Annotated in this window: 19 protein-coding genes and 1 other RNA gene; 8 read left to right on the plus strand and 12 right to left on the minus strand. The window is 61.9% G+C overall.

Annotation, left to right across the window (positions count from 1 at the left end):
- Positions 1-24 precede the first annotated feature (24 nt).
- The 3 genes from O5O48_RS17080 (at position 25) to O5O48_RS17090 (ending at position 1737) form a co-directional block, all read left to right on the plus strand.
- A complete protein-coding gene (locus tag O5O48_RS17080; RefSeq protein WP_088276652.1) occupies positions 25-264 on the plus strand; it encodes a YheU family protein in 240 nt (79 codons plus the stop codon).
- Positions 265-479: 215 nt separating this feature from the next.
- Positions 480-785, plus strand: coding sequence for a hypothetical protein (locus O5O48_RS17085; RefSeq protein WP_088276654.1), 306 nt, complete (start codon positions 480-482; stop codon positions 783-785).
- A gap of 88 nt (positions 786-873) precedes the next feature.
- On the plus strand, positions 874-1737 hold the full coding sequence (locus O5O48_RS17090; protein WP_269687698.1) for a pirin family protein: 864 nt from the start codon (positions 874-876) through the stop codon (positions 1735-1737).
- Positions 1738-1752: 15 nt separating this feature from the next.
- On the opposite strand, the gene recR is transcribed toward O5O48_RS17090, so the two are convergent.
- Genes recR through dnaX form a run of 3 tightly spaced genes read right to left on the minus strand, consistent with a single transcriptional unit; the run spans position 1753 to position 4796 of the window.
- Positions 1753-2352: a recombination mediator RecR gene (recR, locus tag O5O48_RS17095; RefSeq protein WP_228247256.1), complete on the minus strand. Its 600-nt coding sequence runs from the start codon at positions 2350-2352 to the stop codon at positions 1753-1755.
- A gap of 3 nt (positions 2353-2355) precedes the next feature.
- Positions 2356-2682, minus strand: a complete 327-nt coding sequence (locus O5O48_RS17100) for a YbaB/EbfC family nucleoid-associated protein (RefSeq protein WP_269687699.1) — start codon at positions 2680-2682, stop codon at positions 2356-2358.
- Between the two features lie 17 nt (positions 2683-2699).
- Positions 2700-4796: a DNA polymerase III subunit gamma/tau gene (gene dnaX, locus O5O48_RS17105; protein WP_269687700.1), complete on the minus strand. Its 2097-nt coding sequence runs from the start codon at positions 4794-4796 to the stop codon at positions 2700-2702.
- A 220-nt stretch (positions 4797-5016) separates the two neighbouring features.
- Between dnaX and O5O48_RS17110 the strand changes: the two genes are divergently transcribed.
- Positions 5017-6672, plus strand: coding sequence for a methyl-accepting chemotaxis protein (locus O5O48_RS17110; RefSeq protein WP_269687701.1), 1656 nt, complete (start codon positions 5017-5019; stop codon positions 6670-6672).
- On the opposite strand, the gene O5O48_RS17775 is transcribed toward O5O48_RS17110, so the two are convergent.
- From O5O48_RS17775 to O5O48_RS17130, 5 genes are all read right to left on the minus strand, one after another.
- Entirely contained in the window at positions 6557-6943 is a 387-nt protein-coding gene (locus O5O48_RS17775; protein ID WP_350227376.1) for a DUF6538 domain-containing protein, read from the minus strand. The two genes, O5O48_RS17110 and O5O48_RS17775, sit on opposite strands and share 116 nt — an antisense overlap.
- Before the next feature lie 67 nt (positions 6944-7010).
- Positions 7011-7107, minus strand: an RNA gene (gene ffs / locus O5O48_RS17115) — signal recognition particle sRNA small type.
- Positions 7108-7181: 74 nt separating this feature from the next.
- Complete coding sequence (locus O5O48_RS17120) at positions 7182-8810, minus strand: methyl-accepting chemotaxis protein (protein WP_233049325.1); 1629 nt, start codon at positions 8808-8810, stop codon at positions 7182-7184.
- Positions 8811-9058: 248 nt separating this feature from the next.
- Positions 9059-9988: an AEC family transporter gene (locus O5O48_RS17125; protein ID WP_233049323.1), complete on the minus strand. Its 930-nt coding sequence runs from the start codon at positions 9986-9988 to the stop codon at positions 9059-9061.
- Positions 9989-10040: 52 nt separating this feature from the next.
- Complete coding sequence (locus O5O48_RS17130) at positions 10041-10691, minus strand: thiopurine S-methyltransferase (protein WP_269687702.1); 651 nt, start codon at positions 10689-10691, stop codon at positions 10041-10043.
- 111 nt (positions 10692-10802) lie between these two features.
- On the opposite strand from O5O48_RS17130, the gene O5O48_RS17135 reads away from it, so the two are divergent.
- The 4 genes from O5O48_RS17135 to O5O48_RS17150 all read left to right on the plus strand — a co-directional run bounded on the left by O5O48_RS17135 (position 10803) and on the right by O5O48_RS17150 (position 16291).
- Positions 10803-12545, plus strand: a complete 1743-nt coding sequence (locus tag O5O48_RS17135) for a potassium/proton antiporter (RefSeq protein ID WP_269687703.1) — start codon at positions 10803-10805, stop codon at positions 12543-12545.
- Between the two features lie 81 nt (positions 12546-12626).
- Positions 12627-14996, plus strand: a complete 2370-nt coding sequence (locus tag O5O48_RS17140) for a heavy metal translocating P-type ATPase (protein WP_269687704.1) — start codon at positions 12627-12629, stop codon at positions 14994-14996.
- Positions 14993-15382, plus strand: a complete 390-nt coding sequence (gene cueR, locus O5O48_RS17145) for a Cu(I)-responsive transcriptional regulator (RefSeq protein WP_088276676.1) — start codon at positions 14993-14995, stop codon at positions 15380-15382. Before O5O48_RS17140 ends, cueR begins: the two co-directional genes overlap by 4 nt.
- Before the next feature lie 21 nt (positions 15383-15403).
- The gene (locus O5O48_RS17150) at positions 15404-16291 is read left to right on the plus strand and encodes a LysR family transcriptional regulator (RefSeq protein WP_228247264.1); all 888 of its coding nucleotides are present in this window, start codon (positions 15404-15406) and stop codon (positions 16289-16291) included.
- On the opposite strand, the gene flgL is transcribed toward O5O48_RS17150, so the two are convergent.
- From flgL to O5O48_RS17170, 4 genes are read right to left on the minus strand one after another with little or no spacing between them, the layout of a single operon-like run.
- A complete protein-coding gene (flgL, locus tag O5O48_RS17155; RefSeq protein WP_269687705.1) occupies positions 16275-17537 on the minus strand; it encodes a flagellar hook-associated protein FlgL in 1263 nt (420 codons plus the stop codon). The genes O5O48_RS17150 and flgL overlap by 17 nt on opposite strands.
- Positions 17538-17550: 13 nt before the next feature.
- Positions 17551-19524 carry a flagellar hook-associated protein FlgK gene (gene flgK, locus O5O48_RS17160; RefSeq protein WP_228247266.1) on the minus strand — a complete coding sequence of 658 codons (1974 nt, stop codon included), beginning with the start codon at positions 19522-19524 and terminating at the stop codon, positions 17551-17553.
- Positions 19525-19526: 2 nt separating this feature from the next.
- Positions 19527-20597: a flagellar assembly peptidoglycan hydrolase FlgJ gene (flgJ, locus tag O5O48_RS17165; RefSeq protein ID WP_233049315.1), complete on the minus strand. Its 1071-nt coding sequence runs from the start codon at positions 20595-20597 to the stop codon at positions 19527-19529.
- Positions 20598-20611: 14 nt separating this feature from the next.
- Entirely contained in the window at positions 20612-21712 is a 1101-nt protein-coding gene (locus O5O48_RS17170) for a flagellar basal body P-ring protein FlgI (RefSeq protein ID WP_088276686.1), read from the minus strand.
- Positions 21713-21715: the final 3 nt, after the last annotated feature.

Consider the following 21715-nt stretch of genomic DNA (forward strand, 5'->3'; position numbering starts at 1 on the left):
CACCGTCAGCAGAGAAACCGGCGCATGTTGATTCCCTATCAGTTGTTGGAACCAGAAACCCTTGATGCACTGCTGGAAGACTTTGTCACCCGCGATGGCACCGACAATGGCGACGACAGCAGCCTTGAGGTGCGGGTTGCCCAGGTAAGACGCCTGCTGGAACGCAAGGAGGTGGTTATCGTATTCCACCCCGATACCGGTGATACCAGCCTGGCCCACCGCCACAGCGTGCCGCCCGAACTGCTGGAGGCGTTTCTCGAGTAACCGCAGCAGGACACCTGCGTTGAGCAGTGTGTGACATATCAGCGCAGAGCAACCGCCGGAAAGCATCGGCAAAACCACGTCGAGCCAGCTATTTCGCGACCTTCAGGTCCAAGCGGCGAGCTGATGAGGATGCCCGGATGCATGCGCGAGCGCTTGGAGACAGGCCGGTGAGCGGCTACCATAGGGGCTTCCCCATGCAGGCATGCGAGGTAGAGATGAAACAGTTAGTTGTACTGGGCCTCAGCGGCCTGCTTGGTCTGGGCAGCCTCACTGCTCAGGCATGTACCCCGGAAGAGGCGATTGCCAAAGGCGAGCTTCTGGCGCAGATGATCTACGATCGCACCAAGGACCAGCCGGGCATGGCCGAAGAGCTCAATGCACGCCTCAAGGCGCTGCAAGAGCAGGATCCGGCCAACGGCCGCTACGACTCCTGCCAAGGCTACCAGCGCATCATTGACGAGCTGGAAGGCCGCGCCCCAGCCGACACACCTGCCGAGGCGCCCGCCGAAAGCAATCAGTAAATTCGATACGATTAACGTATTTTTTGCGTTATCAAATCGAATTTACCAGTCATACAATGGCGCAAAACCTATCCTTGGGAGATGCGCCATGACTCAGCACCGTGATCTGATCGAAGCCATTGTCGGACAACCCGCCTCGGACGGCGACGGCGTGCGCCTGACCCGCGTATTCGGCGGCCGCGATGCTGCGCGTTTCGACCCCTTCCTGATGCTCGACGAATTCAACTCCGACAGCGCAGACGACTACATCGGCGGCTTCCCTTCCCACCCCCACCGCGGCTTTGAAACCGTCACCTATATGCTTGAAGGCCGCATGCTGCACGAGGACCACCTCGGCAACCGCGGGCTCCTCGGCCCCGGGGACGTGCAATGGATGACCGCAGGCCGAGGCATCATTCACTCTGAAATGCCGCAACAGGACCGGGGAACCATGCGGGGTTTTCAGCTCTGGCTGAACCTGCCCGCAGCCGACAAGATGCAACCGGCGCACTATCGCGACCTGCCAGCATCGGCACTGCCAGAGCAGGCACTCGCTGGCGGCGGACAACTCAAGCTGATCGCCGGCCGTATAGAGCACAACGGTCAATCAGTGACAGCACCGATCAGCGGCGGCAAGACCGACCCCTTGTACATCGATGTGCAATTGAACGCGAACGAGCATATCAGCTTGCCGATTCCGACCACCCACCGGCTGCTTGCCTACATCTATGAAGGAAGTGTCGCAGTGCAAGGCGAGCAGCGCACCGCCGTGCTGGAAAAGGGCCGCCTTGGGCGTTTCGGTGAAGGCGACAGGGTCAGTTTGCAGGCGGGCTCCGCCGGGGCCCGGCTGTTGCTGCTGGCAGGTCGTCCGCTGGGGGAGCCGATCGTACAATACGGCCCCTTCGTGATGAACAGCGAGGCCGAAATCCATCAGGCCATACGTGACTACCAGCTCGGACGACTGACCGACTAGGCGCCGGCGCCGACCTCAGAGGATCGGCGTTCGGCCGGCCAGCGCGTGGGCCAGGGTGCCGCCGTCGATATACTCCAGCTCGCCGCCGAGCGGCACGCCGTGGGCAATACGCGATACCCGAATACCGCGCGGGCGCAGCAACTCCGCGATGTAATGGGCGGTGGCTTCGCCTTCCACGGTCGGGTTGGTCGCCAGAATGATCTCGTCTACCGGCCGCCCCTCGATACAATCGAGCAGCGCCGGCACGCCGATTTCCTCAGGGCCCATGCCGTCAATCGGCGACAGATGGCCCTTGAGCACAAAGTAGCGTCCGTTGAATCCGCCAGCCTGCTCGACCGCCCAGACATCAGCCGGGCTTTGCAGCACACAGAGCAGGCGGTCGTCCCGGCGGGGATCACTGCACAGCGAGCAAATCTCGGTCTCGCTCAGGGTGCGGCAGCGCTGGCAATATCCCACACCCTCAACCGCCGCCTGCAGGGCATGGGCAAGGTGAGCCGCTGCAGCACGATCACGTTCCAGCAGATGCAAGGCCATGCGCTGGGCAGTTTTCGGCCCTACGCCCGGCAAACCACGCAGGGCGTCGACCATCTGACGAATCAGCGGACTGAAGCTCATCGATCAGAACGGCATCTTGAAGCCGTCGGGCAGATTCATACCCGCGGTAAAGCCGGACATTTTGTCCTTGTTTGCCTGCTCCAGCTTGCGCACAGCATCGTTCACCGCGGCCGCGATCAGGTCTTCCAGCACTTCCTTGTCTTCCTGCATCAGGCTGTCATCCAGATTGACGCGGCGCACATCGTGGCGACCGGTCATGACAACCGAGACCAGACCGGCACCGGACTGACCGGTGACTTCCATATTGGCCAGCTCTTCCTGCATTTTGGCCATTTTTTCCTGCATTTGCTGGGCCTGCTTCATCAGGCTTGCCATGCCACCTTTCATCATGACGCTATCCTCCAGTATCAGCTTGCGGGCTCGTCAATCGGACGAATCGTATCCGCACAAATTTCCGCGGAAAACTCCGCGCACAGTCGTTGGACCATCGGGTCGTTATGAATGCTCAGTTCGGCCGCCTTCTGACGCGCCGCCTTGCGGCGGGCGGCGGCAACCGCTGGCGTTTCCTGGGTGGGCGCAGACACATCAACTGTCAGCGCCACATCCGCCTGCGTAACGGCAGCGATTGCCTGCTCAAGACGCTTGCGGTGGTTTTCGTTGTAAAGCGCACTATGGCCCGGGTCCAGATGGAGTGTCCAGCGCCCCCCGTCGCGCGCGACCAACTGGCAATGCGCGGCGATACTCTGGGTCAGACCGGACAGGCCCAGCTGATCAAACAGCCCCAACCACTCGGCCGCCAAACCGCTGGCCGGGGGCAAATCACTGAGTTCATCGCCGGGTTCGTCAACAGCAGCCTCATCCGTCGATTCAGGCTGCCAATCGGCGATGTACTGACTGGCGTCCAGATCATCCTCGTCATCACGATCCACACCGCTGTCGTCAGGCGGCGGGCCATCCAGCCAGTCTGCTGGCGGCTCGTCCTGCGGTGGCCGATACGGCGCCTTCGGGTTCAGCGGGCGTGGTGTTTCTGGCGCAGGATGCTCGGGCACCTCGGCTGACGGGGCTGCCGGCGCGGGCGCGGGTTCTGTCTGCGACACCGGAGCAACTGTTTCAGGCGACACCACGGGTGCAGGTGCAGGTGCAGGTGCAGGTGCAGGTGCAGGTGCAGGTGCAGGTGCAGGTGCAGGTGCAGGTGCAGGTGCAGGTGCAGGTGCAGGTGCAGGTGCAGGTGCAGGTGCAACAGGAGTCTGAGCGACAGCTGCAGGAGCGGCAACCGACTCAGCGGTTGGCGCCTTGGTGTGTGCGGACTCAGTGCTGGCTGAACTGGGTCCTGTCGACTTTTCCGGCTCTGGCGGCGCTGACTGATCCGGTAGCGCGCCGGGCGTCACCGTAATACCACCGGAGGCGGCATCAGCAAGCGTACCCGGGCGAAACGCCAGCATTCTCAGCAGCGCCATTTCGAAACCGCCACGCGGCTCCGGTGCCAGAGGCAGATCACGGCGGCCATGCAGGGCGAGCTGGTAGAACAGCTGCACATCCTCGGCGCTGACCTTGCCGGCCAACGCCAGCACACGCTGCTGATCACCCAGGCTGTTGTCCGTTGCCTCGGGCACCACCTGCGCCATGGCTACGCGCTGCAGGGTTGAAATCAGCTCGGCCAGCACACCGGCAAAATCCACGCCCTGCTCTGCCAACTGCGCCGCGGCGGCCATCAGGCCACGGGCATCACCGGCAACCAGCGCGTCCAGCACGCCAAATACCTGAGCATGGTCGATGGTACCCAGCATGCTGCGCACCTGCTCAACCCGCAGCTGGCCATTGCCAAAGGCAATCGCCTGGTCGGTCAGACTGAGCGCATCGCGCATTGAGCCATCAGCCGCACGCCCGAGCAGCCAGAGCGACTCCTCGTCAAAGCCGATCTGTTCCTCACCCAGCACGTGACGAAGATGCTCCACCACTTTTTCCGGTGGCATGTTCTTCAGCGCGAACTGCAGGCAACGGGACAGGATGGTGACAGGCAACTTCTGCGGGTCGGTTGTTGCCAGCAGAAACTTGACATGCTCCGGCGGCTCTTCCAGCGTTTTCAGCAGCGCATTGAAGCTGTGGCTGGAGAGCATGTGCACTTCGTCTATCAGGTAGACCTTGAAGCGCCCGCGCGACGGCGCGTACTGCACATTCTCAAGCAGCTCGCGGGTGTCCTCGACCTTGGTGCGACTCGCCGCATCCACCTCGATCAGGTCGACAAAGCGGCCCTGATCGATCTCCAGACAGGCCGAGCACTGACCGCAGGGTTCAGAGCTGATGCCCCTTTCGCAGTTAAGACACTTGGCCAGAATCCGGGCGATGGTGGTCTTGCCGACCCCGCGGGTACCGGTAAACAGATAGGCGTGGTGCAGCCGGTTGTTATCAAGCGCATTGATCATGGCCTGCAGCACATGGGTCTGGCCGACCATCTCGCGGAACAGGCGGGGCCGCCACTTGCGGGCTAGTACCTGATAACTCATTGGCTCTGTTGGTATCCGTTGGTCTAAAGCGAGCGAGTAATGTACCCAAGCAGCGGCTACAATGCGAGCGCAAGACGCCAATGCCGGCGATTGTTACCCATGACAGTCCGCATCAGGCATCACGACCGGGCGCATCCGGCCGGGGCGAGGGCCTGCCCACGCTTTCTCGCCAGCTGCAGCGAGCTCCTTCAATATTCCACTTAAAGGATCCAGCCAACTCATGTCGGCCCTGAGTAATCTGTCCATCAAGCTACGCCTTGTCATCCTCAGTGCATTTGCCCTGATTCTGCTGATCATACTGAGCATCGTTTCGGTAAATGCACTCAGCAACGCTGCCAAATCCCTCAAAACGGTCTACCACGATCGACTGATTCCCACCGGCCAGTTGGGGCGCATTGAACTGGCCGTACAGACCATTCAGACAGAGTTGCTGCTGTCAGCACAGCATAACCCCAGCCATCCCCTGCGCAGCAGCCACCAGCACCCACTGGATCAGCACCTGAATGTTGTTGACGGCGCTGTGAGCCTGATCAAAAAGGATTGGAGCGCCTATCTGTCAACGCACCTAACGGCCGAGGAGAAGCAGTTAAGCGACACCGTCGATGCGCAGCTTGAACGCATGCTGACCCAGGGTGCAGTGCCTGCCCTTGTGGCTCTGCGGCAAGCGGACTTTGCCGCAGCCAACCAAATACTGCTGACCACGCTGTGGCCTGAGGCCGGCACGTTGGCAGGCACGCTCGAGCAGTTGCTCGAGCTGCAGAGCGCCATCGCCGAGCAGGAGTACCAGAACGCCGAAACCAGCTATCAGAACACGCTGATAATCGCGGCTATTACTACCCTGGTCGCCCTCACCGCACTGCTGCTGATGTCCTGGAGCATCATTCACGGTATCAGCGCTTCCGTCACCCGACTGGAGCTGGCCAGCACCCGGCTCGCCGACGGCGACCTGACCAGCCGCGCCAACGACCGCAGAACCGATGAGCTGGGACGCATCAGCCAGGCCTTCGACCGCATGGCAGAACGCTTCCAGAACACCATCAACCAGGTGGCCGGCTCCAGTGGCCAACTTGCCGCTGCGGCCGAGGAAACCTCGGCAATCAGCGTGCAAACCGGCAGCGGCGTGCGCCAGCAGCAGCATGAAGTCGAGCAGGTAGCGGCCGCGATGCACGAGATGACCACCACAGTGCAGGACGTGGCGCGCAATGCTGCCGAGGCCGCCGATGCGTCACATCAGGCCGAACAGGAAGCCCAGCAGGGCCGCCAGCTGGCCACCCGCACCATCGATGCCATTCAATCCCTGGCAGAAGAAGTGGAGCGCGCCGCCCAGGTTATCCAGCGGCTGGAACAGGAAAGCGACAGCATCAGCTCGGTGCTGACGGTGATTCAGGGCGTCGCAGAGCAGACCAACCTGCTGGCGCTCAACGCAGCCATCGAGGCCGCCCGCGCCGGAGAGCAGGGCCGCGGCTTTGCGGTGGTGGCCGACGAGGTCCGAGCGCTGGCCTCGCGTACCCAGCAGTCCGCATCCGAAATCCAGCAAATGATCACCCGCCTGCAGGAAGGCACTGGCGAAGCGGTCAGCGTGATGCAGATCAGCCGCGACAAAGCCAAACAAGGGGTAGATGCTGTTGGCCTGGCAAGCGATCGCCTGCTGGCGATCACCGACGCCGTGACCCGCATCAATGATCTCAACGTGCAGATTGCGTCGGCCGCGGAAGAGCAGTCATCGGTCGCGGAAGAGATCAATCGCAATATCAACAACGTCAGCGATATTGCACAGCAAACCAGCACGGCGTCGGAGCAGAGCGCAGCCACCAGCGAAGAGCTCGCACGCCTGGCCAGCGACCTGCAACAGCTGATCGGACGCTTCCGCGTCTGATCCACTGCATCAGGCAACGCCGGACCCTCAAGGCCCGACGCTGTCCTGTGCAACCCACCTGAATGACCAACCTCAGCATAGAACCGCCGATACCCTTCGCTTGGCGGGTAACGGGCATGACTGCGTTTAAGGCTTGATGACGACAGCGGGTATTGAGCGAACGACGAATCTCGCGTCTGCCGATGACCGGACGCAACGATTGCGGCACCGCAACACGGCAGTAGAAGACAGGGTGACGGGAAAGCTGGAGCCAGGAGGGTAAGGCCTGCATGTACCACCTCTTGTACCACCTGCACAAGAAACGGAAAAAGCCTTATAAATCAAATATTTGGAGGCAACCCCACCAGCCACACCCCGGCACACGATATGACCGCTGCGGCTGCTCCCTTCCGGGCCTGACCGGGTTCACGGCTGATCATTGCGAGGGGACCGGTGGGGCCACCATAGCGACCTGAGCTTGCTCAGGCCGCGCTATTGTAACGGCTTATGCTCAAGTTACAACCCGAATATCAGGTTTTGAAGCGACCAACCTGTTGCTGCAGGTTGGCAGCCAGGCGTGCGAGCACGTTACTGGCATCACGACTCTCCTGAGACGACTGCGCAGACTGGTTGGACAGATCACGAATGCCGCTGATGTTGCGGGCGATATCTTCGGTGGTCTGACTCTGCTCCTCGCACGCGGCGGCGATCTGCGCCGCCATGTCGTTGATGCGCATGACGGAGGCGGAAGTCTCGTTCAGCGAAGATTCGGTGGTACCGGCCTTCTCGACGCTCTGTGCTGCGAGCTGGGCACCACGCTGCATGACGGCAACAGCCTGTCCCGTGCCGCTCTGCAGCTTCTGGATCATTTGCTGGATATCACGGGTGGAGTCCTGGGTACGCGCCGCCAGTGCACGGACCTCGTCGGCCACCACCGCAAAGCCGCGGCCCTGCTCGCCGGCGCGAGCGGCCTCGATGGCTGCGTTGAGCGCCAGCAGGTTGGTCTGCTCGGCAATACCCTCGATCACACTGAGCACGCCGCCAATCTTGTCGGTGTCCTGCTCCAGATTGTTGATCACACCAGCAGCCTCTTCAACATCGGCGGCCAGGCGTCGCAGATCGTTCATGGTGGCTGACACCACATCGGACGCAGAGTGCCCCTGACGGTCTGCCTCACGGGCGGCATCAGCAGTACTATGCGCGTTGTCGGCAACCTCGTGGATGGCAGCGCTCATTTCCGTCGCTGCGGTACTGACCTGGTCTACCGCCATGTACTGCTCGTTGACCAGTTTCTCCTGCCCCTCGGCAATTGCACTCATCTGCTCGGCAGCCGAGGCTACCTGCAGGGTCGATTCGGCAACGTCGCGTATCAGCCCCTGCAATTGCTCCAGAAAGGCGTTGAATGCCTTGCTCAGCTGGCCCAATTCGTCATTGGAGTGCACCACCACGCGGCGGGTCAGGTCGCCCTCGCCGTCTGCAATGTCGCGAATGCGCTGCAGCAGCTCACGCAACGGGTTGGTAATCAGGCCGGGGAAAAATACGATCATCAGAAAGCACACGACGGCACCGATGGCCAGCACCACCGTCACCCGAGCATGGCTTGCAGCGACATCCGCTTCAGCTTCAGCCGCTTCCGCTTCAGCCTGCTGGTTGATCAGCTCGGTCATCTTGTTGATCAGCTCACGCGCCCGCGAAAACTGCTCATAACCCTGACCGTAGCTGCTATCACTCGCCCTGGCTGCATCGCCGGAACGTGCCAACCGGACGTTCTCGATTGAGGTGGCTTTCCAGACAGCAAACGCCCTGGCGAATTCATCCGCCAGCGCACGCCCTTCCGGCGTTTTGGTAGCAGCGGCGTAACGCGCAATGCGATCACTGGCCTGTTGCATGTTGTCAGTGTGCTCTGCATCCAGCCCGCTTGAGACCACGCCTTCAATAATGGCCCGCTCGGCCGCCAACGCCTGATACATGTCTCGATCGGCTTCGAGCACCACCGAGCTGCGCGGCAGCAGGTCGGTCGAGACACGTACCAGGCGCGACTCGACCTTGGAGACAGCCCAGAATGCAGACAGACCAAGGACCACAAACAGTGCGGCCAGAATCAGAATGGGAAGGGTCAATTTCCAGCGGAAACTCAAATCACGGAAGACACTAAGCATGGCTCTTTTTCACTCTTGTCAGCACGGCAGGCAGGACTCGAAAGGACGAGTCCGCGATAACTCCCTGGAGGCAGGCTCGGCTTGGATCATTAAACATCACACCGACAACAGCCAACGCGCGCCGTCACGCACACGTCAATTTTTTGCTTCCTGAAATGAGTATCGACCATGAGCGCCAAAGCATGAGTGCTTTTTAGTTGTTTTTCTCATAAAAAACAGGGCGCTTACAAAGAAGTCTTAGACTGGTCTCAGTTGGCACCTGTAAACAGCCAGGCGCTCATCAGCGGAATGTACAGCAGCGCGACAAGCGTGCTGAGCAGCGCGGTGCCGGCAACCTGCGCGGGATGGGTGTCGAGCAGCGTGGCTATGACAACCGTATTGGCGGCAATGGGGGTGATGGAGATCAGCATGATCGCCTGATAGACGGCGACGTCGTAGACCTGAAACAGACGGGCATCCAGCGCGCAGAATGCCAGCGCCAGCAACGGCCAACTGACGAACTTGCCCAGCAGCGCCAGCCCGGTAAAGCGCAAGTCTCCGGCCAGACCGCGGAAACTCAGAATGCTCATACCGATAATCATCATGCCGAATACGCTGTAGGCACCGCGCAGGTTATCGAACAGCGGCTCGAATGCATCCGGAATCTGCAGGCCGGCACTGTTGAGGCCAACCGCCAGAAAGAAGGCGTATAACGACGGCAGCCGCACTACCTTGAGCAGACAGTCCCGAATGCCGTAGCGCCCGCGCGCGGCCAGATAAAACCCGACGGAATTTTCGAACAGGGTGGTGCCGAGCATGCAGACGATATAAATCGCCAGCCCCTGCTCACCGAACAGCAACAGCGCAACCGGAATACCGAAGTAACCGGTATTACCGGTTCCGACCGCAAGCGGGATCATGTTGGCGCCGGCCCCTGGAAACCAGCGTTTGGCGATCTGCAAATGCGCCCAGCCGGTCAGACTGCACAGCGCGAAGGTCAGAAACGGCAGCAGGATGACTTCAGCAGACAGCGGCGCGTGCATCACCCCGGAAAACACCACCGACGGCGTCACGATATACATCATGATGCCAGCGATGTGCCGGCCGCTGGCATCCAGATAGCGGCCGGCTAGCCAGCCAAGACCAACCGTCACATAGAGCGGCAACAGTTTGTAGAGTAAGGCAAGGGCGGCCAGCATGAGGGCTCCGCAGCGAACAGTCGGTGCCGCAGTCTAGCAGCCCCGACACGGCTTAGTCGGCGATCAGATACACCCGCTCGGTCAGCGAACGCATGCCCTGGCTGGCAAACACGGTGTGATCGGCCAATACATCCTTCTCTTCGAGCACCTCGATACTGCAGCCCGCGTACAGTTGCCGTACTTCGGTATCGGACACGCTGAAAGGCGGCCCGGGGCGCTGCTCCTGCGGATAATCCAGGGTCACCAGCAGCAGACGCCAGCCCGCGGGCAGCAGTGCGCGTTGATGGGCAACGTAACGCGCACGCATTTCCGGCGGCAGCGCAATCAGCGCCGCGCGATCATAAATTGCGCCGATTCCCTGCAGATGCTCGGGCCGGAGTGCGAAGACATCGCCGCAATACAGCGTAAAACCGGCGCCCTCGGCCACCTCAAACTCCCCCTCCGTTTGCCATTGCAAATCCAGCCCATGCTCGTCGGAGAAACTCTCCAGCGCGCTGCGCGCCAACTCAACGCCCCGAACCGGGTGCCCCTGGCTGCGCAACCAGATCAGATCAAGCGATTTACCGCATAAAGGCACCCAAACCGGAGCCTCTGCATCGACTCCGAGCTGCGGCCACCAGCGCTGCAGCAGCGGATTGGTTGACGCCTTGTGAAACCCGATTTCCCCGCGCTGCCAGCGCTCATGCCAGAATGCCGCATCCATCCTGCTTTCTCCCTACGTTGCAATGCGTTGACTATACAGCAATTTTTTTACCGCTCCGGGCCATAAACGATATAGTGAACGCGTTCCATCCACCCGCTCCGAGCTGCTCCCATGGACTATATCAACACCCTCTTTCTGATCGGTGCAGTGCTGCTCTGCTTCAGCGTGCTCGCCAGTTCGCTGTCGTCGCGTCTGGGCATCCCGCTACTGCTGATCTTCCTGATCATCGGCATGCTGGCCGGGGTGGACGGTATTGGCCGTATTCAGTTCGAGGATGCCAACACCGCCTTTCTGATCGGCAGCCTGGCATTGGCGATCATTCTGCTTGATGGCGGCATGCGCACACGGGTGGAAAACTTCCGGGTGGGGCTGTGGCCCGCCGTGTCCCTGGCCAGCCTCGGGGTGCTGATCAGCGCCGCGCTGACGGGTGCGCTTACCGCTTGGCTGCTGGAGCTGCACTGGCTGCAGGGCCTGCTGCTTGGTGCCATCGTCGGCTCCACCGACGCCGCTGCGGTGTTCTCGTTGCTGCAGGGCAAGGGGCTGAACCTGAAACAACGGGTTGGCGCAACGCTGGAGATCGAGTCGGGTTCCAACGATCCGATGGCGATTTTCCTGACCATTACCCTGGTCGAAATGCTTGCCAGCGGCCAGACCAGCTTCAGCTGGTCCTTCGCCCTGCTGCTGATTGAACAGTTCGGTATCGGCGCACTCTGCGGGCTGGCCGGCGGCTTCGGCCTGGTCTGGCTGGTCAACAGGGTGACGCTGCCAGCCGGCCTGTATCCGCTGCTGATCACCAGTGGCGCCATCATGGTGTTTGCCGCGACCAACAAGATTGGCGGCAGCGGCTTTCTTGCCATCTATCTGACCGGGCTGATCCTGGGCAACAACCGGGTACGCAACCTGCAGAATATCCTGCAGGTGCAGGACGGTATGGCCTGGCTCAGCCAGATCGGCATGTTCCTGATGCTAGGTCTGCTGGTAACGCCCAGTGAAATGGTCATCATCGCCCTGCCGGCGGTGTTGATTGCGCTCTTCCTGATTTTCATCGCCCGGCCGATTGCGGTCATGATCTGCCTGATCCCGTTTGTGTTTTCCTGGCGCGAGAGGTTGTTTATCGCCTGGGTCGGCCTGCGCGGCGCGGTGCCGATCATCCTCGCAATCTTCCCCCTGCTGGCGGGGCTCGAGCAGGCGCAGCTGCTGTTCAACCTGGCCTTTGTGGTGGTGCTGGTCTCATTGCTGCTGCAGGGGTCTTCACTGCCGCTGGCTGCACGCCTGTGCAAGGTAGAGATTCCGCCGCAGCCTGAGCCGCTGCAGCGCACCAGTCTGGATACCGCCATCGACGGCGACTTTGAACTGCTGATCTACCAGCTGGACAACGCCAACTGGTGCGTTGGCGTTGCCCTTCGGGACCTGAAGATGCCCGGAGAGACACGCATTGCCGCACTGTTCCGCGGCAATCATCTGATGCACCCGACCGGCAGTACTCAGCTCGCCCTGGGCGATGTGCTCTGCGTTGTGGGACGGCCGCGCGATCTGCCGGCGCTGTCAAAACTGTTCAGCAAGGCGCAACCGCCTCGCTATCTGGAAAACCGCAGCTTCTTCGGCGACTTCATCCTCGAGGGCGAGACCACACTGGGCGACGTTGGCAAGTTCTATGGCTTCGCCGTCCCGGAGGATATGCGCCAGCTCAGCCTGGCGGCGTTTTTCAGCCGCCAGTTCGGCGGTCATCCGGTGGTGGGCGATCAAATCGAGTGGGAGGGTCACACCTGGGTGGTTGCCGCCATGGACAACGACTGGATCCTCAAGGTGGGTCTGAAACTGGGCGACGGTGGCAGCCCGCCATTCGGCTTTTGACGGAAGTCGGTTAGGGCACTTGACTCTAACATGATGTCAGGGTTCAAGCTGACCACATACAAACCGTAATGGAGTCACCCCATGACTGAATTCACGCTCCACATCAGCGGCATGCATTGCGCAAGCTGCGTGGGCAAGGTCGAGGCCGCTCTTGCCAATGTTGACGGCATTGACCAGGTCGCCGTCAACCTTGCCGCCGAAACGGCGCGCATCAGCCTGGATGCGCCTGCCACCCTGACCGACGCCGAGAAGGCGCTGAGTCAGGCCGGCTACCCGGCGCGGACCCAGGAAGCCCAGCTGCAACTGGAAGGATTGACCTGTGCCGGCTGCGTGCGCCGCGCCGAGCAGGCCCTTCAGGCGGTTGAAGGCGTGCTCTCGGCCCAGGTCAATCTTGCCAGTCAGCAGGCCCGAGTAACCCTGCTGGACGGCACCGACAGCGACGAGATCCTGCGCGCCTTGCGCAAGGCAGGCTATCCCGGCCAATGGCTGGATGACGCGCGACCCGCCGCCGACAGCGGCCCGAACCTGCCCAGCGAGCGCCGCTGGCTGATTGGCGCTGCACTGCTGACCGCGCCCATGCTGCTGGCCATGATCCCTGCCCTGCTTGGCGCCGGTCACTGGATGCTGCCCGGCTGGTTGCAGCTGATTCTTGGCAGCCTGGTGCAGTTTGTCTTTGGCGCCCGCTTCTATCAGGGCGCCTGGCATGCGCTGCGCAATCGCACGGCCAATATGGACCTGCTGGTCGTGCTCGGCACCAGCGCCGGCTGGCTGCTCAGCAGCTGGAACCTGTTCGCCAGCGGCGGCCACTCGCCTCACCTCTACTACGAAGCCTCGGCGACCATCGTCACCTTCATCCTGCTCGGGCGCTATCTGGAAACCCGCGCAAAGGGGCAGACGCTGGAGGCGATCCGCGCCTTGACCTCACTGCGTCCGGATGTGGCGCGGCTGCGCGATGCCGATGGCGAGCGTGAAGTGCCATTGAGCCAGATCATTCCGGGTGACCAACTGGTCGTCCGGGCCGGTGAGCGCATCCCTGTCGATGCAGAGGTAATCGAGGGCAGCAGCCACGTTGACGAATCCATGCTGACCGGTGAAAGCCTGCCCGTCGACCGCAGCCCCGGCGATGCGGTACGCGCCGGCAGCCTGAATCAGGACGGGCTGCTGGTGATTCGTACTAAAGCAGTCGGCAAGGACACCCTGCTCGCGCAGATCGTGCGCATGGTTGAAAGCGCGCAAAGCTCCAAGGCCCCGATCCAGCGCCTGGTAGACCGGGTCGCCGCCGTATTTGTACCAGTCGTGATCATCATTGCCCTGCTGACCTGGGGCATCGGCAGCCTGCTGATCGGCCCGCAAGCCGCGCTGCTCAATGCCATCGCCGTACTGGTCATTGCCTGCCCCTGTGCACTGGGCCTGGCTACGCCCACCGCCATCATGGTCGGCACTGGCGTCGCCGCCCGCTTTGGCATTCTGATCCGCGACGCCGAAGCGCTCGAACGGGCTCGCCAGGTTACTGCCGTGGTATTCGACAAGACCGGCACCCTGACCCGCGGCAAACCCAGCCTGACCCACATTGAAGCTGTGGACGGAGCCAGTGCCGATCAGGTCCTGCGCGCAGCACTGGCGATTCAGCAACAGGCCGAGCATCCGCTGGCCCGAGCGGTCTGTGACTACGCCACCGAACATGGCGTGAGCACCGAGGCCGCACAGGACCTGCAGGTGCTGGCCGGACGCGGCGCCCGCGGCGAGGTTAATGGCCTGACCACCTGGCTGGGTAATGCGCGCCTGATGGAGGAACAGGGGCTGGATCTGTCAGCCTACATGGATAAGGCGCAGGCTCTGCAGGCAGACGGTGCCAGCCTGTCCTGGCTGGCTCAGGGGGACCGAGTGCTGGGCATGCTGACTTTCGCCGACAGCCTCAAGGACAACGCAGCAGAGACCGTCGCCCGGCTCCAGCGCCAGGGCATCGAGACCCTGCTGATCAGTGGCGACAGCCAGAATGCTGCCGAGCACATCGGCCGTCAGCTGGGCATTGATCAGACCCGCGGCAATGTGCTGCCGGCCGACAAGGTCGGTGAAATCGAGCGCCTGCAACAGCAGGGCAAGATCGTCGCCATGATCGGTGACGGCATCAATGATGCCCCTGCACTGACCCGTGCCGATGTGGGTATGGCCATGTCCACTGGCACCGACGTGGCCATGCACAGCGCCGGCATTACCCTGATGCGCGGCGATCCGGCGCTGGTACCGATGGCGCTAGCGCTGTCACGCCGGACCGGCGCCAAGATTCGCCAGAATCTGTTCTGGGCCTTCGTCTACAACTGCCTGGGCATTCCGCTGGCAGCGGTGGGTCTGCTGAATCCGATGATTGCCGGTGCGATGATGGCCGTCAGCAGCGTCTGTGTGGTCAGCAATGCACTGCTGCTCAAGCGCTGGAAGCCGGAGGACGCATGAATATCAGCCAGGCCGCCGAGGCCTGCGGGCTCAGCCCGCGGATGATTCGGCATTACGAGAAAATCGGACTGCTGCCTGCACCGCCGCGCAGCGAAGGCGGCTATCGCCAATACAGCCAGCGCGACCTGCACACGCTGGGTTTTATTCAGCGCGCGCGCCGGCTGGGCTTCAGCATGGAGCAGATCGGCCATCTGCTTACTCTGTGGCAGGACCGTTCGCGCTCCAGCGCCGAGGTCAAGGCACTGACCGCCGCACACCTGCGGGAGCTGGAAGAGAAGATACGGGATCTGCAGGCCATGCATGATACCTTGGCCGAGCTGGCAGACTGCTGCAGTGGCGATGACCGCCCGGATTGCCCGATCATTCGCTCGCTGGCCGATGATTGAGCCGAACACCAAGGAGCCACCATGGAGCTGAAATCGCTGCGTCACTTTGTGGCCCTGGTCGAATATCAGGGTTTTGCCCGCGCCGGTGAGGCCATCGGCCTGAGCCAGCCGGCGCTGAGCCGCAGCATTCAGAACCTGGAACTGCGCCTGGGCTGCACGCTGGTCAGCCGCTCTGGCAAGGGCGTCGAGCTGACCCCGCAGGGCGAGCTGGTGCTGGAACATGCCCGTCGACTGATCGCCGGCAGCACCGCGATGCGCAATGCCCTGCGTCAGTTCAACGATCTCGAAGCCGGCGAGCTGCTGGTAGGCGGTGGCCCCTTCCCTGCCGCAGGCCTGCTGCCGCGGGTGCTGGGCGAGTTCAATCGACGCTATCCCGGCGTCAAGGTACGCCTTGAGGTTCAGCACTGGGTCGCACTGCGCAAACAGTTGCTGGACGAGGAGCTGGAGCTGTTCGTTGCCGACATTCGCGAACTGCAGGATGACCCGCTACTGCAGGTAACCCCGCTGCAGCAACAGCCCAGTCGCCTGTTCTGCCGGGCCGGACATCCGCTGGCTGGGCGCAGCGACCTCAGCCCGGCACTGCTTGCGCAGTATCCGCTGGCCTGCTTCCGGGTACCCGACATCATTCTGCAGGACCTGCGCCGCACCCTGCCCCGTGAGGATCCGCAGATCAGCCTGGAATGCGACAACCTTGATGTGCTCAAACGCATGGTGCAGCATTGCGATGCGCTGAGTATCGGCAGCCTGGACATCCTGCAGGATGAACTGGCAGCCGGCACCCTCACCCTGCTGGACTGGCCCGACCTGATGCCAGGCACCAGCTTCGGACTGGTGACCCGTGCCCACGGGCCACTGTCACCGGCGGCCGACGCCTTTATCGAGCTGCTGAAGGCTAGCGCAGCAGATTGAACAGGCTCAGGCTGCTGACCTTCACAAAGCTCTGCTGTGAGGCCTCAAGCACCACCGATTGCAAACTCAGACGACTCAGAGCCTCGGCATAATCCAGATCTTCCAGCTGCGAGGTCACCGTGGTGTTGATCAGTGCCACTTCCTCGTTTTCGGTCTGGGTCGATTCGATTACGTTCATGCGCGCACCAATGGTGGTCTGCACGCTCAGCACGTTGTTCATCGCGTTGTCGAGGTTATCCAGACTGACCGCAATCACGTCGCGCAGCTGCAACTTGTCGTCGGTGGTCGCGGTGCCGTTCTCCAGGGTCTGGCGCAGCAATGAGACGGTTTCCAGAACACCGCGGGTCTCCCGATTGGTGCTGGTTGCAGTACTGTCACCGGTGCTGATGGTGAAGCTGTCACCGGGCTGCAGATCGCCGTCGAGCTTCACCGAGACACCCGCATAACGGATGTTGTAACTGCCGTCGTCTTCCAGCTCCAGCGCACCGGTCACCGGCGGCACCAGCGGCAGGCCTCCGCTGTCGACAATCTCGTAGGTGTCGCCAGCCGCGCCAATCACAATGCCGACGCTGCCCTGCGGATAGAAGGTGCTGTCGTACTCGGTCTTGTTCTCTACCGTACCCAGCGAGATGCGCGCGGTGCCGGTATTGGTTGCCGCAGCCTCGGTATTGACCCGATTGACGTTGGCGATGTTGACGAACAGATCCTTGCCGTTGTCGTTGATTGGCACGGTCTTGGACCCGGCGATCTGCACCGAGCGCTGGCCCTCATCGCCCTGGTAGGTGTAGGTGCCGTCGGGATTTTTGACAAACGGTGCTTCGCTGCTCTGAAAGCCGCCAAACAGGTACTCGCCACGGGCATTGCGGGTATTGAACAGATTGAACAGTTCCTGCTCGCGCTGCTCCAGCTCGGTTGCCAGCGCCTTGCGGTCATCGTCGTTGCGCGAGCCGTTGCCCGCTTCGATGGCAATCTCGCGCACGCGCTGCAGGGCATTGTTGACCGAGTTGAGGATGCTCTCCTCCTGGGTCAGGCTGTTGTTCGCCGCCGTCATGTTGGTGCTGTATTGCTCCAGGCGGTTGGACTCCTGGTTCAGTTGCAGCAGCCGAACGGTCGCTACCGGGTCGTCCGCCGGCGTCAGCAGGTGCTTGCCGGAACTGATCTGTTCCTGGGTGCGCGTAACGCTGCTGTAGTTGTCAGAGATACCACGCACGCCGCTGTTGAACTGCTGAATGGTTGAGATGCGCATGTGAGGCTACCCGTTATCTGATACTGCTGATCAAGGTGTCAAAAATTGTGCGTGCAACCTGAATGACCTGTGCCGAGGCATTGTAGTACTGCTCGAACTTGATCAGGTTGGCCGCTTCCTCATCCAGGTTGACCGCCGACACCGAGTCACGGTTGTTGGTGGCCTGCACCAGCACAGCCTGACTGGATTCGGCATCCGTACGCGCCTGGGCGGTGAAGGTAGCCACCCGCTGGACCAGGTCGCCATAGCCGTCAACAAAGGAAAACCCCTCGGCGCCGTTGGCCTGGCCGAGCACCTTGGCGCTCTGCAACTCGGACATCACCAGCGCATTGCGATTATCCGCCACCCCGGTATTGAAGTTCAGGCTGAAGCTGTCGCCATCCTTCGGCGTACCGGTGAGGCTCATACTGAAGGTATAGGCGCCTACCGTCACTTCAACACTGTTGGTCTGACCGGGCGTGATCACCAGCGGCGACGGATTGAGCGTCGCCGTACCACTGCTCACCTGCAGCTCACCGCTGGCCGCATCATAGCCGAGCTCGATCGGCAGCAAGCCCTGCAGCGTAGCCGGATCAATCGGCGCCGGGCCGTCGATCAGGGTGGGCTGACTCATGGTGCCGGTACCGCGGTTATCCAGATTGGTGTCCACCACGGCAGGCGCGGCAAACGCCAGCTCCTGCGGCTGATCCATCACCACTTCCATGCCGGCGGCGGCGAAGCGGGTGGGTGTCAGCAGGAAGCGGTCGCCGGCGGCGATACCGCCACCACCCAGCTCGATGGTAAAGCCGTCCAGCTCAGGTGGCGGGACACTGGTCAAATCAAACGGGCCGACCACACTGTCGTCAGAGGTCCGGCGTACCGTGAACTGGGTTGAACTGGTAAATACAACGTCATACTCGGAGGTACTCAGCTGCGAGGTGTCGCTGATGCGCACGCTCAGTTTGGCATCCGGGTCGCTGTTGGTGGCACGGGCATAGCTGCGCCCATCGACCAACTCCGGGCTGTTGACGTCATTGAACAGGGCGGCACCGGCATTGCCGTTGAGATCCAGGCCCTGCCCCTGCTGACTGTTGAATTCACTGCTGATCGACAGCGCCAGCCGGCCGATGGCATTAAGCGCGGGGTCCAGCACATCGTTGCGGTACTTGAGCAAGCCACCCAGCTCGCCACCGCTGACCAGACTGGTAATGTCCTGGACCGAGTTGCCACTTTTGAGTACTACCTCAACCCTGCCGGGATCGGCACTGCCGCTGCGCACGGCCAGGGTGGATGCTTCCTTGCCGACAACCAGCGGCTGACCTGACCCGACAAAGATATTCAAGGTATTGTCGTCCTGCTGCACCACGGAAATACCGATCAGCTCGCTGAGCTGGCGCACCGCCTCGTCACGGGCGTCCAGCAGGTCATTGGGCTGGGCACCGTTGGCCGAGGCTATGGCAATGCTGTCGTTGTACTGGGCGATGGAGGTCGCCAGGCGACTGGTCTGATCCGCCAGCGTGGTCATCTGCTGGCTGATGAACTGGTTCTGGCTGTTCAGGCTGCTGTGGACGGTATTAAAGCGCGACGCCAGGCCCTCTGCCTCGGACAGAACGAGCTGGCGCGCCGGCAGGTTGGCCGGATCTTCAATCGCGGTCTGCAGGGCATCGAAATAGCTTTGCAGACCAGGGGTAATACCGGTCGCGCTGCTTGAAACCAGGGTATTGAGCTGCTCAAGCTGGGACTGGAACGCCTGTACCTCGGAGTTGGTCGAGGTGGAGGTACGCACCTGATTGGTCAGGAACTGGTTATAGATGCGCGAGACATCGACCACCTTGGTGCCGTTGCCGATATAGCCGGCACCGGTATAACTGGGTACCTGGGTGGCCTGCAGCGCCGACTGGCGGGAATAGCCGGGCGTGTTGACGTTGGTAATGTTTTGACCGGTCACCGCCAGCTGGGTCTGGGAGGCTCTGAGGCCCGTCAGTCCGATACCGAAAAGATCTGCCATGATCAGGCCCTGCTGCCGGAGTCAGTGGATGGGGTGCTGGCAGCAACGCGCTCATCGCTGTTGCTGATCAGTTGGCGCGCAATCTGCGACACCTTGCGCGCGTACTGCGGGTCGGTGGCATATCCGGCATTCTGCAGCTCACGGAAGAAGGTGTCGGGATTTGCAGTGCTGCTCAGCGCCTTGCTGTAGCGACCATTACTTTCGAGGAAGCTGACATAGTCCTCGAAGCTCTGCTCCCAGGACGCGTAGCTGCGAAAATCTGCCCGCTCCCGGGTGCGCACGCCATCACGGTATTCAGTCGTTGCCACATTGGCGCTGTCGCCCTGCCAGCCGCCATGGGCCTTGATGCCGAACAGGTTATGACTGGAGCTGCCATCGGACTGACGAATGACCGATTTTCCCCAGCCGGTTTCCAGCGCCGCCTGGGCAACCAGGTAGTGCGGATCGACCCCAAGACGCGCCGCGGCTTTCTCCGCCATCGGCAGCATGGTCTCGACAAATTCCTGACTGTTGGCGAAGCGAGTGCGCTGGGCAGCTTCAGGGCTGACTGCCGCCATCGTCGAGCGGCCGTTACGCAGCGCCTCGATGCCGCGCAGCGGTTGCCAGCTGTCACTCTCGCTGCTGGTCGGGCGCTGCGTCTGCTCGGCCTGGGCCAGACGATCTGCCCAGGCGCTGTAGTCCGCCGACACCTGCAGGCGACGACGTGCCAGCAACGCGGACTGGTCGACCCCGGGTGCTGCGCCCTGCTCACGCTCCGAGCCGGCAGCAGACTGTGGCGACAGCTGGCGCACCAGCGCATCGGTGAGGCCCAGACCGCGCCCTTCCGACAGATGCACCGATAGCTGGCTGTCGTACATTTCCTGATAGAACTTGGTCTGCGGGGTATTGAGCGGATTGCCCTCGGCAAACGCCGCGTTGGCGTCACGCATGCTCTTGATCATCATGTTGGTGAACAGCGATTCAAACTGCTGCGCCACCTTGCGCACATTCTCCGGGCTGTTGGCATTGGCACCGGATTTCAGCTGGTTGACGGTATTGATGTCGGTGTAGCTGATATTGCTGCTGACGTTCATGAGCCTGCCTCCCGTCAGATGATGACCAGATCGGCGTTCAACGCGCCGGCCTGCTTCAGGGCTTCGAGAATGGCCATCAGGTCACCGGGGGCAGCCCCGACCTGATTGACCGCACGCACGATTTCATCCAGCGACACACCCGGGCGGAAGACGAACATGCGGCTGTCGCCCTCCTCGATATTGATCTGCGAGCTGGGCGCAACCACGGTCTGACCGCCGGACAGAATGCCGTCCGGCTGACTGACCTGCGGGTTCTCGCTGATGGTCACGGTCAGGCCGCCATGGGTGACGGCAGCCGGCTGCACCCGCACATCCTGGCCGATAACAATGGTGCCGGTGCGCGAGTTGATGATGACCTTGGCCGCCGCGTTGCCCTGCTCCACGGTCAGGTTCTCGACCATGGAGATGTAATCAACGCGCTGATTGGGGTCGATCGGTGCGCGAACCCGCACTGAACCGCCGTCCAGCGCCTGCGCGACATCGGGGCCAAAGGTTTCATTGATGCGATCGACAATGCGCTTGGCCGTGGTGAAGTCTGGGCGGTGCAGGTTAAACGTCAGATGGTCGCCGGAGGTAAACGGGCTGGCCACAGCACGCTCAACGGTTGCGCCGTTGGGAATGCGGCCCGCGCTGGGAATATTGACGGTAATACGCGACCCGTCTGCACCCTCGGCACCAAAGCCGCCGACGACCAGATTGCCCTGGGCAATGGCGTAAACCTGACCGTCGATCCCCTTCAGCGGAGTCATCAGCAGGGAACCGCCGCGCAGACTCTTGGCGTTGCCCAGCGAGGAGACGGTGACGTCAATGGTCTGGCCCGGACGAGAAAACGGCGGCAGATCAGCATGAATCGCTACGGCTGCGACGTTTTTCATTTGAATACGCGTGCCCGGCGGCACGGTAATACCAAACTGGCTGAGCATGTTCTGGAAGGTCTGCACGGTAAACGGGGTCTGGCTGGTCTGGTCACCCGAGCCATCCAGACCGACCACCAGACCATAGCCGATCAACTGGTTGCTGCGCACCCCGGCAATGCTGGCGATGTCCTTGAGACGATCGGCCAGCGACAGCGGGCTGACGAGCAGCAAAACAAGACCGAAAATCAGGCTGCGCATGAC

It is taken from the genome of Halopseudomonas sp. MFKK-1 (assembly GCF_027474385.1).
In the GTDB taxonomy this organism is placed as follows: domain Bacteria; phylum Pseudomonadota; class Gammaproteobacteria; order Pseudomonadales; family Pseudomonadaceae; genus Halopseudomonas; species Halopseudomonas aestusnigri.